Raw genomic sequence first — 13,881 nt, forward strand, 5'->3', positions numbered from 1 at the left:
TTTGGTTGACGTTAACGTAAAGTAGAGCTTTGGTCGCAAATGTCACCCCATATTCTGGGATGGAGTGCCGCGATTTGCCTGCTGGAATCGGGCGGATCGGAAGGGACGAACTATACTGGCTTCGATGGACGCAAGGTCCATCGATCCCTTACAACAATATGCTCCGACCGTGCCGAGCGCTGGAAACTCGACCCTAAGTCGGGGGAGGTTTCGAACATGGCACAGATAGATTGGCGTCTAGAAGGAGAGTGGCTCAAGAACTGCAATTGCGCATTCGGTTGTCCCTGCGACTTCAATGCACCGCCGACAAACGGTGAGTGCAAGGGGCTACTGGGCATGCACATTACCAAGGGGCATTACGAACGCACCCGCCTGGACGATCTGAGTTTCTCCGTCGTCGTGCATTTCCCCGGGCCGCTACATGAAGGAAACGGCCAGGCACAGCCGATCATCGACGAGCGAGCCAGCCCGGAACAGCGCGAGGCGCTGCTTGAAATCATGTCCGGAAAACACTCTGCGGAAGGGACGCTGTTCCATATCTTCAGTCTCATCGTGACGACGATGCACGACCCGGTGTTTGCTCCGGTAATCTTCGAGTTCGATGAGGATGCTCGAACCGCACGTCTTTCCATCCCCGGCATACTCGAAAGCGATGTGGAACCGATCAGGAATCCCGTGACCGACAAGCCCCACCGTATCCAGGTCGTCATGCCGGAAGGGTTCGAGCACAACAAGGGCGAGGTCGCCTGCGCCACTATCCAAAGCAGCGGTGCGATTGCGTTCACCACGCAGGGGGCGCACAGCACGCTGGCGCATGTCGTGCAGACACCCGAGGGCGTCGAAGCATAGCGTAGGCGAGATCGGCAATGGCGACGTCGCTATTAGAAAGGGCGCTACGACACGACCGTACTCTCGTGGCTTCCGTGCTGCTGGTCGTCGTCGTCCTGTGTTGGGCCTACCTGGTTGTGGGCGCAGGTGTCATGACGGGAATGGCAGGCGAAATGGCCATGGCGCCTGTCGCGTGGACGCCGGCCCATGCGCTGACGCTGCTGGCCATGTGGGCCATCATGATGGTCGCGATGATGCTGCCTGGCGCTGCGCCGCTGCTGCTGCTCTTCGTGGCCATCGGCCGAGCGAGGCATTCATCGGCGTGGCGCATGGCCGCATCGGGGATGTTCTCGCTGGGCTATATCGCGATCTGGACGGCGTTCAGCCTGGCGGCTGTCGTGCTGCAGTTCGCCCTGGAGAGGGCCGCACTGCTTTCACCGATGATGCAGACGACCAGCACGGCCTTGGCGGGTGCGGTGTTGATCGCTGCCGGCATTTACCAATGGACGCCACTCAAGCATGCCTGTCTCAGGCATTGCCGCTCGCCCCTGGACTTCGTGCTCACACATTGGCGTGAAGGGCTGCGTGGCGCGTTCGCGATGGGCTTTCGCCACGGTATCTACTGCCTCGGTTGCTGTTGGGTACTCATGTTGCTGCTATTCGTCGGCGGCGTCATGAATCTGCTGTGGATCGCCGGGCTCGCGCTTCTGGTGCTGATGGAAAAGCTGGCTCCAGCCGGGCATTGGCTAGGCTGGACCACCGGCGCTGCGTTGGTGGTGTGGGGCAGCGTCGTTCTAATGACGGTTTACTGATCTGCTCCGGTTTCGGTAGCTTGCAACCAAGCGCCGTGCTCACGCACGCGGTCTCGCCGACGAATTCCCGCATTCTCTGTCGCTGCTTGGCGACTCCCGGTAACGGTGTGTTTACAGGTAAGCTTACCGGGCACTGCTCATACGAAATTCGTACGAAAAAGGGGAGAACCTCATGCGACATTGGATGGCCGTGACTCTTGTTCTACTGACTGGGTTGATCGTGGCCGGGTGCAGCTACACGCCGGCGCGGATCGATCCCGAGCCGATCGTCGAAATCGGCGATGGCCACCACGACCATGACCGGGATCACCGTCATGGTGGCTTCTGTCCGCCGGGCCAGGCCAAGAAGGGCAATTGCTGAGTAGTAGTAGCCAGCTGGCTGGCGAGCGTGGAATTTCCGTCGGCTTCTGTCACCGGGCCGGCGGGGGTATGGTGAGAGGATTGGCTTCGGTCGGCGATGTGGAATTCCCACTGTCATGGCGTTCTTCAATCTGCGTGCCTGCACGCTGACACAACATCATGTTGCACACGAACATGCCTTTCACCAGTTGATACTGGCGACGTCGGGTGTAACCGAACTGACCATCGAGGGCCGCGGCGAGCGGATCACCCGTGAGCGTGGCTGCCTGATTCCCTCGACCTATCATCACGAGTACATCGGCGACGGGCAGAACCAGACCCTGGTACTCGACGTGCCGTTGGTCGACCTGGCGCGGGTCTCGTGCGCCGGCGAGGTCGAGCGGCTGTTCGAAAGTCCGCGCTTCTTCGCCGTGCCTCCGCAGTTGCATCGCCTGGCCGAGGGCGTTCTACCCCAGGTCGCACTGCATCCGGCGCTGCACAGCGAGATCGCCACGCTGATTTTGCGTGCGCTGTATCTCAACCTGCACGACGAGACGCTGGCAGCGGTTTCGGCGTGCAGCGAGGGGCGCGAGCGCATCGAGCTGGCGCGCATCGAGCGCTACATCGACGCCCATCTTAGCGAGTCGATCCGCGTTGACGCCCTGGCGGCACTCTGCGCGCTGAGCCCCGGCCACTTCCACGCCTGTTTCCGCGAGTCGCTGGGCATGACGCCGCAGGCCTACGTCCAGCAGCGCCGCCTGGCCCATGCGCGTGGCCTGATCGAATGCACCTCACTCTCGCTGGGCGCCATCGCCGCCCAGGTCGGCTTCCTCGACCAGGGCAGCTTCTCGCGCGCCTACCGGCGCATCTATGGTGTGCCGCCCTCGCTGCATCGGCGCCACTGAGCGAGGCGGACTGGTACTGTCCGCGCTCGCCGGCGAGGCGCATTTCCTGACATGAGCGGCACAACTCAAGAGTCTGGGGCAAAAACTGCCGAGGCCCGGGCAAGTCTCGGGCGCCGTGATTGGCTAGTCTAAAAGACAATCGTTCTCGATGAACGCTACAACAACAAGCCAAGCAAGGAATCCCTCATGTCGCTACGCAATCTCTTCGCTACCGGTGCCGCGGTGGCCGCACTGCCGCTTGCCATCTCGCTGAGCACCGCCGCCCAGGCCCAGGAATACGAGATGGCGATCGCCACGCTGATCCCCGAGAACCTGAGCAACAACAGCATCTATCCGGCCCTGGTCCACTTCAAGGAACTGGTCGAGTCGCGCACCGACGGCGAGGTCGCGGTCTCGATCTTCGGCAGCGGCCAGTTGGGCTCGGAGGTCGAAACCGGTTCGCAGGTCCAGGCCGGCGGCCGCGCCCTGCAGTCGACGATTCTCACCTCGGGAGCGATGTCGTCGTTCTACGGCGACTATCAGGTGGTCACCGCGCCGTTTTTGTTCAATAACTGGCGCCAGGCCTGGGCGTTCTTCGACGGCGAGTGGTTCGCCAACTTCATGAAGGGCACCGTCGAAGCCGCCGACATGCGCTACCTGGGAACCTTCGACGATGGCGGCGGCTTCGTCGCCTTCACCAACAACGACCATCTGATTAAGACCGTCGACGACCTCAAGGGCCTCAACATCCGCACCGAGGAGAATCCGGCCCACGTCGCCACCATGCGTGCGCTGGGCGCCTCGGCCACGCCGCTGCCGTGGGGCGAGCTGATCACGGCGTTGGAGACCGGGCTGGCCGACGGCCAGTTCAACGCCCCGGTGATCAACACCACCTATGGGCTCGACGAGGTCACCGACTACACCACGCTTACCGGCCACGTCTACAACAGCGCCAGTTGGGTGGTCAGCGAAGCCTGGTACCAGGAATTGCCGGAAGCGTATCAGCGGGCGATCACCGAATCGGCCCGCGAGGCGATAGCGCTCAGTCACGGCGCTTCGGCGGCACTGGCCACGGCCAGCTGGCAGAAGTCCTGCGAGCTGTTCAAGGAGTGCTACATCATGCCCACCGAGGAGCGCACCAAGATGGCCGAGATCGCCCGGCCGGCGTGGAAGAAGTGGATCGTCGGCGAGTACGGCATGGATGCGCAACTGGTCGACGACATGCTTGCCGAAGTCGAGTCGCTGGGTGAATCGCTGCCCGATCAGGCGTACCAGCGCTACGGCCAGTAAGCCGCAGCAACGGCCGGGGCGTGCAGATGCCCCGGTCGTTACCTTCTTCGCTGCCTGAGCGCAGCATTCGGGGCGATTCCATGGCAATACTGACAACCGCGCGCCGCCTCAGCGACGTCGTCAACACGGCTTGCATCGTGCTCTGCGTAGGCTGTGTGCTGGGCATGCTGGCGATCTCCTTCGTCGGCTTCATCTATACCCTGGCCACCGGTTCGGCCTTGAGCTGGACCTATTCGCTGGCGCGGCTGTTCCTGCCGTGGATCGGCCTGATCTCGATCACCATCGCGTTGCGCTCCGGCGAGCACGTGGCGATGACGCTATTGGTGAGGCTGCTGCCCGCGCCGCTGGTCAAGGCCGCGGCGGTTGCCACGCTGATGGTGATGGCGTTCTTCGCGCTGTTGATGGTCTGGTATGGCTGGGGATTCTTCCTCAACGCCAACCAGGTCTACATGGTTTCCGACAACATCCAGATCTCGCACCACTGGACGGCGGTGACCGTGCCGCTGACGGGGCTGATCTTTCTGCTGCACCTGGTCTATGGGTTCGACCTGCTCGAGCACTTCAGCGACGAGAATGCGGTGATCGACGAGGCGCTCGGCGATCCTGAACTGGATAGCGACAGCGAGGTCCGGACATGAGCTTTGCGATCGTGGCTTTCTTGGTGGTGCTGCTGATCGGCGCGCCGGTCGCCGTGGTGATGGCGATCTCGGGGGTCGCCGGGGTCTATTCACTGGGCGGCGAGCGAATGGTCGGCATCATCGCCGACCGCATGTTCTCGGGGGTGTCCGGCTACATGCTGATCGCCGTACCCTATTTCATATTCACCGCCGAACTGATGAACCAGGGCGGGCTGACGCAGAAGCTGATTACCTTCAACAATGCGCTGCTGGGCCGCGTGCGTGGGGCGCTTAGCCACGTCAACGTCACGGTATCGCTGTTCTTCGCCGGGCTCACCGGCGCGGCGATCACCGATACCGTGGCGATCGGCAAGATCATGATCCCCGAGATGAAGAAGCAGGGTTACGACGCCGAGTATGCCGCGGCGATCACCGCCTGTTCGTCGATCATCGGTCCGATCATTCCGCCCAGCGTGGTGATGGTGGTCTACGCCACGCTGCTCAGGGACATCTCGGTGATCGACCTGTTCGCCGGCGGCATCCTGCCCGGGGTGCTGATGACCGTGGCGCTGCTGATCGTCAGCATGGTCCTCTCATGGCTGCGCGGCTATCCCAAGCAGGGTGCCACGCCGCTCAAGGTCGCGATCCTGGCCTTCCTTTCGGCGCTGCCGGCGCTGCTGGTGCCGCTGATCATCCTCGGCGGCATCCTTTCGGGGATGACCACCATCACCGAGGCGTCGGGGTTTGCCGCGGTCTATGCCATCGCCATCGGCTTCGTGTTCTATCGCAACCTGACGCTGCGCAAGGTATGGGACTCGCTGGTCACCACGGTGCGCTTCTCGGGGGTGGTGTTCTTCCTGCTCGCCACCTCGGCGGTGCTCGGCTGGTTCGTCACCCGTTCGGGGATCGCCCGCGACGCCGCCGAGCTGATCACCACGTTGAGCGACGTGGCCTTCGTCCAGATCATGCTGGTCTGCCTGCTGCTGATCATCATCGGCACGGTGATGGACGTGCTGCCGGCGCTGGTGGTGATCGGCCCGGTGGTCGTGCCGGCGATGGTCAGCCTGGGCTTCGACCCGCTGCATTTCGCCATCGTCATGATCGTCACGCTGAACATCGCCAACGTCACGCCGCCGGTGGGCATGACGCTGATGACCGCGGCGCGCATCGCCCAGGTGCCCTACGAACGGGCGATCATCGCTTCGCTGCCGTTCTACGCCGCCTTCATCAGCGTCGTGGTGTTGCTGGCGCTGTTTCCGGCGCTGTCGACCTGGATCCCCAGCTTGCTCGACTGATTCGCGAGCGAGTCAGGCCGAAGCGGCGGGTTTGCGACTCGTCTAGCCTGACAGCGAGACCACATACAACAACGATCTCCAGGAGGGACCGCCATGAGCCCAACCTCGATGGCCAGATCTCATCATCTCGAGCGCAGCATGGGGCTCACCGGGGCGATTGCCACAGTCGTCGCCGGCACCCTGGGCGCGGGGCTGTTCGTCACGCTGGGCACGGCCAGCTCCACGACTGGGCCGAGCATCATCGTGGTCGTCGTGGCGACCGGGCTATTGGCGATGGCGATCGCTACCAATTACAGCTGGATCGCCAGCGTGTTCCCCGGGGCGGGAGGCGCCTACACCTACATCTCGCGGACCTTCGATAACCGTCTGCCCGGCTTTATCGTCACCTGGTCGAAGTGGCTGGGCTACATGGCCGCCGATGCGGTATTGGCGCTGGGTTTCGGCAGCTATCTCAAGGTCTTCTATCCGGCGGTGGATCCGGCGATGGCGGGCTTCGTACTGCTGAGTGTGCTGTTCGTGATCAACCTGATCGGCACCAAGAGCTATAGCGTGGTCCAGAACGCGATTTTCCTGTTGTTGATCGTATCCGTGCTGGTCCTGGTGCTGCCGGGCATCGGTCACATTCGGGTGGCGAACTACCAGCCGTTCTTTACCGGTGGACTCGCGGGGATGGCGAGTGCCACGGTGCCCATGTTCTACGCCTACATCGGCATCGCCGTGGCGGCGCAGATGGGCGCGGAAGTGAAGCGCCCGCATCGCAACCTGCCGCTGGCCATGGTCGGTGGAACCGGCTTTCTCATCGTGCTGTATACGCTGACCGCGGTGGTCCTCTACGGGGTGGTGGACGATTATCGCGTATTGGCGAATTCGGAACGCCCGTTGGCGACCGCCTCGCAGGCGTTTCTCGGCGAGTACGGCACGGCGATCGTCGCCTTCGGCGGGCTGCTGGCGACGGCTTCGAGCGTCCACGCGGTGATGGCCGCGGGGATCAAGATGCCATATGCCTGGGCCTGGGACGAGGTCTTCCCACAATGCTTCTCGGTGGTCAGCCGGCGCTTTCATACCCCGCACTGGTCGCTGCTGACGCTCTACGTCGTCTCATCGGCGCTGATCTTCTGGTCGGCCGGCCTCGATCAGGCCCTGTCCATCGCCACGTTCAGCTATCTGATCGCCTACCTGACGGTGTCGCTGACGGTGGGCTACGTCTACCTCCGACGGGGCGATATTCGTTCGCGGGCCGCGTTCCAGCCGGGCGGTTGGTTCTGGCTGCCGATTCTGGTCGGCGTGCTCGGCTCGTTGGCGATCCTCTTTCAGGCCGCCAACTGGGGGGCGCTGTTCAGCGGCAATTTCGCCGAGCTCTCGACCCTCGCCATCTATCTGCCGTGGCTGGCGATCGGACTGCTGGTTTTCTCCGTCTATTGGGCGCTGGGGCGGCGTCGCGGTGACGACGTGGCGGCGATTCTGGCGACGGTTCCCGGAGTGCTCGACGAACCTTCCATCGACAAGCGTCGCGCGAGGTGAACATGCGTTACTTCTACTCGGCACGGCAGGATTGCCATGCCCCGGAAACCTTCCTGCTGCGTGGCGCGCCGGCACCATCGCCCGAGGGGCCGGTGCGCGCCGAATTGCTGGCCCGTGCCGTCGACGTGGCCGGCGGACGCCTCGAGGCGCCCGATGCGGCGGGTACGCCGCGCCTGCGCGAGCGGCTGGGACAAATCCACACGCCGCGTTACCTGGCCTTTCTCGAGACCATCCATGCCCGCTGGCAGGCGCTGCCGGGTGCCGCCGAGCGGGTCGCGCCCAACGTGCACCCGACCGGCGGCGGGCATCACTATCCCGAGCATCCGATCGGCCAGGCCGGCTGGCACATGCACGACATGGCCTGTCCGATCGGGGCCGACAGTTTCGCCGGCATCCTGGCCAGTGCGGCGTGCGCCGAGGCCGCCGCCCAAGCAGTCATCGACGGCGACGGCACGGCGTATGCGCTGTGCCGCCCGCCGGGACACCACGCCGGGCCGGAGCGCGCCGGGGGGTTCTGCTTTCTCAACAATTCGGCACTCGCGGCGAGCGTGCTGCGCGAACGCTTCGCCCGGGTCGCCATCGTCGACGTCGACCTGCATCACGGCAATGGCACCCAGGACATTTTCTATACTCGCGGTGACGTCTGGACCGGCTCGCTGCATGCCGATCCCAGCGGCTTCTACCCGTTCTTCTGGGGTGGCGCCGATGAGCGAGGCGAGGGTGAAGGACTGGGTAGTAATCTAAATATACCGTTATCTGTTGGTAGCGACGGGAGTGTCTTTCTGGATGCCCTCGAACGCTTACTGGCCGGTATGCAGGCCTTTGCCCCCGAGGCCGTGGTCATCGCGCTGGGCCTCGATGCCCACAAGGACGATCCGCTGGCCGGGTTGAGCCTGGAAACCGCCGACTTCACGCCGATCGGCGCACGGCTGGCCGCGCTCGGCCTGCCGTGCGTACTGGTCCAGGAGGGCGGCTACCCGACCACCAGCCTGGAACACAATCTCGCCGCGTTCCTGCGCGGCTTCATCGGAAATTGAACCGGCACGTACCTTAGGTGCCGTGCGTCTTGTTAATCGTTTCATTTCACTAGCGAGGGAACACGCCATGACCATCGAATACAGCGACGCCAACCAGCGCATGAGCCAGGCCACCGTGCACAACGGTACCGTCTATCTGGCCGGTCAGGTGCCGCACGATGCGAGCGCCGACATGCAGGGCCAGACCCGCCAGGTGCTCGAAACCATCGAGGCCAAGCTGATAAAGGCCGGTTCGGCCAAGGATCATCTGCTCTCGGCGACCATCTGGGTCACCGACATGGCCGAATTCGACGCCATGAATGCCGCCTGGGATGCCTGGGTCGCGCCGGGCCGTCCGCCGGTGCGTGCCTGTGTCGAGGCACGGCTGGCCAAGCCTGAGTGGAAGGTCGAGATCATGGTGACGGCCGCCCAGACGGAGAGCTGACATGCGCATGATTACCGCGCAGGAGGTGGCCGGGGCGATGCCCTGGGTGCCGCTGGTCGATCGCCTGGCGCGTTGCTTCGTCGAGGGGGTCGTGGCGCCGCCGCGTCACCATCACGCGATGCAGCGTGACGATGGCGAGGCGACCATGCTGCTGATGCCGGCGTGGGAGAAGGATGGCTACATCGGCATGAAGATGGTCAACGTCTTCCCGCAGAATGCCGCACACGGGCTACCGGCGATCGCCGGGGTCTATCTGCTCTGCGAGGGCGATCACGGCCGTCCGCTGGCCTGCATCGAGGGCAGCGAGCTGACCCGCCGGCGGACCTCGGCGGCCTCGGCGCTGGCCTGCCGTGAACTGGCCCGTGAGGATGCGGAGTCGTTGCTGGTCGTCGGCACCGGCAAGCTGGCGCCGATGCTGATCGAGGCGCACGCCGCCGTGCGCCCGATCAAGCGGGTGCGCATCTGGGGCCGCAATCCGGAGAAGGCGGCGCGCCTGGCCGAGGAGTATGCATCGCGCTTCGATTGCGCGGTGGTCGACGAACTCGCCGCGGCGGTGGGCAAGGCCGATATCGTCAGCTGTGCGACGCTTTCCAGCGAGCCGCTGGTGCGCGGCGAATGGCTCAAGCCCGGCGCCCATCTCGATCTGATTGGCGCCTTTCGCCCGAATATGCGCGAGAGCGACGCCGCCTGCCTGACCCGGGGCGAGGTGTTCGTCGATACCTACGCCGGGGCGCGGGGCGAGGCCGGGGACATTCACCAGGCGATCGAGGAAGGTGCCTTCGATTTCGCGTCGATTCGCGGCGAACTGGCCGAATTGCTGCGCGGCGAGCGCCCCGGGCGCAGCGATGACCAGGCGATCACCGTCTTCAAGTCGGTCGGGGCCTCGCTCGAGGATCTGGCCGCGGCGATTGAAGTCTGGGAGCGCCTGGCGGACGGGCGAGGCGCCTCATGACGCTTGCGACGACGACGGGGTTCTACTGGCACGAGCGCTGCTTCTGGCACGACCCGGGGGCGATCGGGGTGTTTTCGGCGCCCGGTGAGTTCCTGCAGCCGCAGCCGGCCTCGGAAAGCCCGGAGAGCAAGCGTCGGCTCAAGAACCTGCTCGAGGTCTCGGGACTGATCGACGAGCTGGCGGTCAGCAAGCCGCCGCCGGCCACCCGCGAGGATCTCGAGCACTTCCACACGCCGCGTTACCTGGACGCGCTCGAAGCCGGCAGTCGCCGTGGCCTGGGCGATGGCGGCGATTGCGCGCCGTATACCGCCGGCAGCCTGGCGGCGGCCAAACAGTCCGCGGGGCTGGCGATCGCCGCCATCGAGGATGTCGCGCTGGGCCGGCGGAGCAACGCCTATGCGCTGTGCCGTCCGCCCGGTCATCATGCCGAGGCCGACCGCGGTCGCGGTTTCTGCCTGCTGGGCAATATCCCCGTTGCGGTGCGGCGCGCCCGCGCACTGGGCCAGGTGGGGCGGGTCGCGATACTCGACTGGGACGTGCATCACGGCAATGGCAGCCAGGCGGCGTTCTACGACGACCCGGAAGTGCTGACGATTTCACTGCATCAGGCCGGCAACTACCCGCTGGACACCGGCGAATTCGGCGAGCAGGGTGAGGGGCAGGGCCTGGGTGGCAACCTCAATCTGCCGCTGCCGCCGGGCTGCGGCATCGAGGCCTATGAATACGCCATGCAGCGGCTGGTGCTGCCGGCACTGGCGGCGTTCCGGCCCGAGCTGATCGTCGTCGCCTGCGGCTTTGACGCCTGCGGTAAGGATCCACTGGGCAAGATGCTGCTCAACAGTAGCGCCTTCGCGGCGATGACCGCGCAACTCAAGGGCTTGGCCGAGCGACTCTGCGAAGGGCGGTTGGTGCTGGTCCACGAGGGCGGCTATTCCGAGGGCTACGTACCGTTATGCGGCCATGCGGTCATCGCCCGGCTGGCCGGCAGCGCCATTGACGTGCCCGACCCGCAGGATGCCGAGATCGCCGCCTGGGGCTATCAGGCGCTGCAGTCCCACCAGCGCGATTTGATCGACGACTGGCGCCGGGGCTGGGCCGCCTACGCCGATCTCGATGCGGCGGATGGCATTGTCGACGACGTGCTGAAAGCGCCCGAGTGAATTCATCGAATGGGTCGCCGGCGATCGAGGGCGGCCGCATACCGAATAGAGGGAGTGGCCATGCATATCGCCATTATCGGCGCCGGGGTGGTCGGGGTGACGACCGCGCATGCGCTGGTCAGCCGTGGTCATCGGGTCAGTGTGATCGAACGTCTCGACGCCGCCGGGCTCGAGACCAGCCGCGGCAACGCCGGCCAGCGCTCCTACGGTTACGTCTATCCGTGGGCCTCGCCGGCGATGATCAAGAAGGCCTTGCCATGGCTGGTCAAGCCCAGTGGCCCGCTGAAGATGCGGATACCGCCGACGCCATGGACCTTGCGTTTTTTGACCGCGACCTGGCGCTTCGCCAACGCGCCGGGCGTCTTCGAGGACAACAAGCGGGCGATGCTGCGCCTGGGCACGTATAGCCGGCAGTGCTTTCTCGAACTCGAGGAAAGCCTGGACCTGGCCTTCGATGGCGGCCACGGCGGGCTGATCGATCTGGCCAGCGACGCGGCAACCGCCGCGGGGCTCAAGGCCACCGCGGGGCTGCTCAGCGAGATGGGGATCGATCACGAGTGGTTGACGCCCGAGGGACTGGCCGAGATCGAACCCGGGTTGCGCGGCGAGGCGCCGCTGGTCGGCGCGTTACGGTTGCCCGGCGACGGCACGGGGGATTGCCAGCGCTTTACCCAGGCGCTGGCCGATCAGTGCGAGCGGCTCGGCGTCACCTTCCGCTATGCCACCGAAGTGCGCGAAATCGTGCGCGAGCGTGGCGTGGTGCGGGCCCTGCAACTGGTGCCTGCGACCGCCGCCTCAGCGGGCGGCGGCGAGACGCTGGAGGTGGATGCGCTGGTGGTCTCGGCCGGTTGCCAGTCGCCGGGGCTAGCCGAGGCGGTTGGCGTCAAGTTGCCGATCTATCCGGTCAAGGGCTATTCGCTGACGGCGCCGCTCAAGGACCCCGAACGGGCGCCGCGCTCGACGGTGATCGACGATCGCTACAAGGTCGTTGCGACGCGCTTGGGCGATCGTCTGCGGGCTACCGGCTTCGTCGAGCTGGACGAGTTCGACCGGCGCATTCCCGAGTCGCGTTTGGCGACCATTCGTCACGCGGTGGAGTCGCGCTTTCCCGGCGCCGCCGATCTCGACCAGGCCGAGTCGTGGACCGGCTTCCGGCCGATGACACCCGACGGGCCGCCGATCATCGGCCAGGCCAAGCTCGACAACCTGTATTTCAATACCGGCCACGGTACCTTCGGCTGGACACTCTCGGCCGGCAGCGCGCAACTGATCGCTCAGTTGATCGACGGCGACATGCCGGCACTGAATATTGCGCCGTTTCGTCCGGGGCGATTCGGCAAGTGACTGGTCACGAATATCGTTCAATGTGTAGGGGAGAGTGACATGCAGTCGATCAGTGATCGCGATGGCTGGTTCTGGCTAGATGGCGAGTGGTTGGCGTGGCGCGATGCGAGGATGCATCTGCTCACCCATACCTTGCATTACGGCATGGGCTGTTTCGAGGGCGTACGTGCCTACGATGGCCCGAATGGGGTTCACCTGTTCCGCGCCGATGCGCATACCCGGCGGCTGCTGGATAGCGCCCACGCCTTGGATATTCCGCTCGATTTCAGCGCCGCGGCACTGCTCGACGCGCAACGCGAGGCCTTGCGCCGCAATGCGCTGGGCGATGCCTATCTCAAGCCGACGGTGTTCCTGGGCGCCGAAGGCATGGGCCTGCGCGCCGAGGGCTTGACCACTCATGTAATGATTCCCGCCTGGCACCTCGCGCACTACATCTCGCCGAGTGCTGCCGAGGAGGGGTTGCGTGTGCTGACTTCCTCTTGGAGCCGCCATCACGTCAACATCAGCCTGTGCCGGGCCAAGACCAACGGCCACTACGTCAATTCGATGCTGGCACTGAACACCGCGGTCAAGGCGGGCTTCGACGAGACGCTGATGCTCGACCCCGAAGGCTATGTCGCCGAGGGCTCGGCCGAGAACGTCTTCCTGGTCCGCGACGGCGTGCTGCATACCCCCGAAGTCACTTCGTGCCTGCAGGGCATCACCCGCGACAGCGTGATCACGCTCGCCCGCGAGCGGCTGGGCATGACGGTGCGTGAACGACGTATTACCCGCGATGAGCTGTATACCGCCGACGAGGCGTTCTTCACGGGTACCGCCGCCGAGATCCTGCCGATTCGCGAACTGGACGGTCGGCGCATCGGCCGTGCCGACCAGCGCCCGGTCACCCGCGAACTCCAGGGGCTCTATCGGCGGTTGGTGCGTGGCGAGTTGGCCGGCGATCTGGCGGCATACGACGACTGGCTGCAAGCCGTATAGCCTCTTAAGACCCATAATCGGCATAAAGACGCCACGGTCGGCCCTGACGGGCCCCGTGGCGTTAAGGTGACGATCTCCCTGAACGGCATCCTGCCGCGCGGCGCTGACCGTTTCGTTGGCTGCTCCCGGCCGGGCCGCTCCTGTGGCGCTTCCTGCGCCTCGCTTCCGTGGCGCGCTGAACGACAGTTTCCCTTGTCTGAATCGCGGACCATTTGCTGCCGACAATGACTGATCCCGAGTACAGGGTGCGCGCCGCCGATTGCATCGGAGCGACGCTTTCTTGAACCTTGTATGACAGCGATGCCAACCGCAGCGATACCAAGCCGCAACCGACGGCGACCGTCATTGTCCGGCGCTCTCTGATAGAATCCCCGGCTTTTGCAACATCGGGCTGACAGGG

General features: G+C 64.9%; 14 protein-coding genes. All 14 read left to right on the forward strand.

Annotated features, from left to right (window positions below):
* The first annotated feature begins 216 nt into the window (after positions 1-216).
* The 14 genes from R6258_RS00485 to R6258_RS00550 all read left to right on the forward strand — a co-directional run bounded on the left by R6258_RS00485 (position 217) and on the right by R6258_RS00550 (position 13,481).
* The gene (locus tag R6258_RS00485; protein ID WP_318446161.1) at positions 217-849 is read left to right on the forward strand and encodes a DUF1326 domain-containing protein; all 633 of its coding nucleotides are present in this window, start codon (positions 217-219) and stop codon (positions 847-849) included.
* Between the two features lie 17 nt (positions 850-866).
* Positions 867-1,640, forward strand: a complete 774-nt coding sequence (locus R6258_RS00490; protein WP_318446163.1) for a DUF2182 domain-containing protein — start codon at positions 867-869, stop codon at positions 1,638-1,640.
* 172 nt (positions 1,641-1,812) lie between these two features.
* Complete coding sequence (locus R6258_RS00495; protein ID WP_318446164.1) at positions 1,813-2,001, forward strand: hypothetical protein; 189 nt, start codon at positions 1,813-1,815, stop codon at positions 1,999-2,001.
* Between the two features lie 115 nt (positions 2,002-2,116).
* Positions 2,117-2,884, forward strand: a complete 768-nt coding sequence (locus R6258_RS00500) for an AraC family transcriptional regulator (RefSeq protein ID WP_318446167.1) — start codon at positions 2,117-2,119, stop codon at positions 2,882-2,884.
* 186 nt (positions 2,885-3,070) lie between these two features.
* Positions 3,071-4,153, forward strand: coding sequence for a TRAP transporter substrate-binding protein DctP (gene dctP, locus R6258_RS00505; protein WP_318446169.1), 1,083 nt, complete (start codon positions 3,071-3,073; stop codon positions 4,151-4,153).
* An 80-nt stretch (positions 4,154-4,233) separates the two neighbouring features.
* Entirely contained in the window at positions 4,234-4,791 is a 558-nt protein-coding gene (locus R6258_RS00510) for a TRAP transporter small permease (RefSeq protein WP_318446171.1), read from the forward strand.
* Positions 4,788-6,065: a TRAP transporter large permease gene (locus R6258_RS00515; RefSeq protein WP_318446173.1), complete on the forward strand. Its 1,278-nt coding sequence runs from the start codon at positions 4,788-4,790 to the stop codon at positions 6,063-6,065. Before R6258_RS00510 ends, R6258_RS00515 begins: the two co-directional genes overlap by 4 nt.
* 93 nt (positions 6,066-6,158) lie before the next feature.
* Entirely contained in the window at positions 6,159-7,586 is a 1,428-nt protein-coding gene (locus R6258_RS00520; protein WP_318446175.1) for an APC family permease, read from the forward strand.
* Positions 7,587-7,588: 2 nt separating this feature from the next.
* Positions 7,589-8,623 (forward strand): histone deacetylase family protein, encoded by a 1,035-nt coding sequence (locus tag R6258_RS00525; protein WP_318446179.1) that lies wholly within the window; start codon positions 7,589-7,591, stop codon positions 8,621-8,623.
* Positions 8,624-8,690: 67 nt separating this feature from the next.
* Positions 8,691-9,047: a RidA family protein gene (locus R6258_RS00530; protein ID WP_318446181.1), complete on the forward strand. Its 357-nt coding sequence runs from the start codon at positions 8,691-8,693 to the stop codon at positions 9,045-9,047.
* A 1-nt stretch (position 9,048) separates the two neighbouring features.
* Entirely contained in the window at positions 9,049-9,999 is a 951-nt protein-coding gene (locus tag R6258_RS00535) for an ornithine cyclodeaminase family protein (RefSeq protein WP_318446183.1), read from the forward strand.
* Positions 9,996-11,159, forward strand: a complete 1,164-nt coding sequence (locus R6258_RS00540; protein WP_318446185.1) for a class II histone deacetylase — start codon at positions 9,996-9,998, stop codon at positions 11,157-11,159. The genes R6258_RS00535 and R6258_RS00540 overlap by 4 nt, the downstream gene beginning before the upstream one ends.
* Positions 11,160-11,219: 60 nt before the next feature.
* The gene (locus tag R6258_RS00545) at positions 11,220-12,503 is read left to right on the forward strand and encodes a D-amino acid dehydrogenase (RefSeq protein WP_318446187.1); all 1,284 of its coding nucleotides are present in this window, start codon (positions 11,220-11,222) and stop codon (positions 12,501-12,503) included.
* A 39-nt stretch (positions 12,504-12,542) separates the two neighbouring features.
* A complete protein-coding gene (locus tag R6258_RS00550; RefSeq protein WP_318446189.1) occupies positions 12,543-13,481 on the forward strand; it encodes a branched-chain amino acid transaminase in 939 nt (312 codons plus the stop codon).
* Positions 13,482-13,881: the final 400 nt, after the last annotated feature.

Origin of the sequence: Halomonas sp. HP20-15 (genome assembly GCF_033446685.1) — a bacterium.
Taxonomy (GTDB): Bacteria; Pseudomonadota; Gammaproteobacteria; order Pseudomonadales; family Halomonadaceae; genus Modicisalibacter.

Bases quoted from the DNA above. Each gene is read 5' to 3' on its own strand.
- R6258_RS00485 (WP_318446161.1), top strand. From the start codon at position 217: ATGGCACAGATAGATTGGCGTCTAGAAGGAGAGTGGCTCAAGAACTGC.
- R6258_RS00490 (WP_318446163.1), top strand. From the start codon at position 867: ATGGCGACGTCGCTATTAGAAAGGGCGCTACGACACGACCGTACTCTC.
- R6258_RS00495 (WP_318446164.1), top strand. From the start codon at position 1,813: ATGCGACATTGGATGGCCGTGACTCTTGTTCTACTGACTGGGTTGATC.
- R6258_RS00500 (WP_318446167.1), top strand. From the start codon at position 2,117: ATGGCGTTCTTCAATCTGCGTGCCTGCACGCTGACACAACATCATGTT.
- dctP (WP_318446169.1), top strand. From the start codon at position 3,071: ATGTCGCTACGCAATCTCTTCGCTACCGGTGCCGCGGTGGCCGCACTG.
- R6258_RS00510 (WP_318446171.1), top strand. From the start codon at position 4,234: ATGGCAATACTGACAACCGCGCGCCGCCTCAGCGACGTCGTCAACACG.
- R6258_RS00515 (WP_318446173.1), top strand. From the start codon at position 4,788: ATGAGCTTTGCGATCGTGGCTTTCTTGGTGGTGCTGCTGATCGGCGCG.
- R6258_RS00520 (WP_318446175.1), top strand. From the start codon at position 6,159: ATGAGCCCAACCTCGATGGCCAGATCTCATCATCTCGAGCGCAGCATG.
- R6258_RS00525 (WP_318446179.1), top strand. From the start codon at position 7,589: ATGCGTTACTTCTACTCGGCACGGCAGGATTGCCATGCCCCGGAAACC.
- R6258_RS00530 (WP_318446181.1), top strand. From the start codon at position 8,691: ATGACCATCGAATACAGCGACGCCAACCAGCGCATGAGCCAGGCCACC.
- R6258_RS00535 (WP_318446183.1), top strand. From the start codon at position 9,049: ATGCGCATGATTACCGCGCAGGAGGTGGCCGGGGCGATGCCCTGGGTG.
- R6258_RS00540 (WP_318446185.1), top strand. From the start codon at position 9,996: ATGACGCTTGCGACGACGACGGGGTTCTACTGGCACGAGCGCTGCTTC.
- R6258_RS00545 (WP_318446187.1), top strand. From the start codon at position 11,220: ATGCATATCGCCATTATCGGCGCCGGGGTGGTCGGGGTGACGACCGCG.
- R6258_RS00550 (WP_318446189.1), top strand. From the start codon at position 12,543: ATGCAGTCGATCAGTGATCGCGATGGCTGGTTCTGGCTAGATGGCGAG.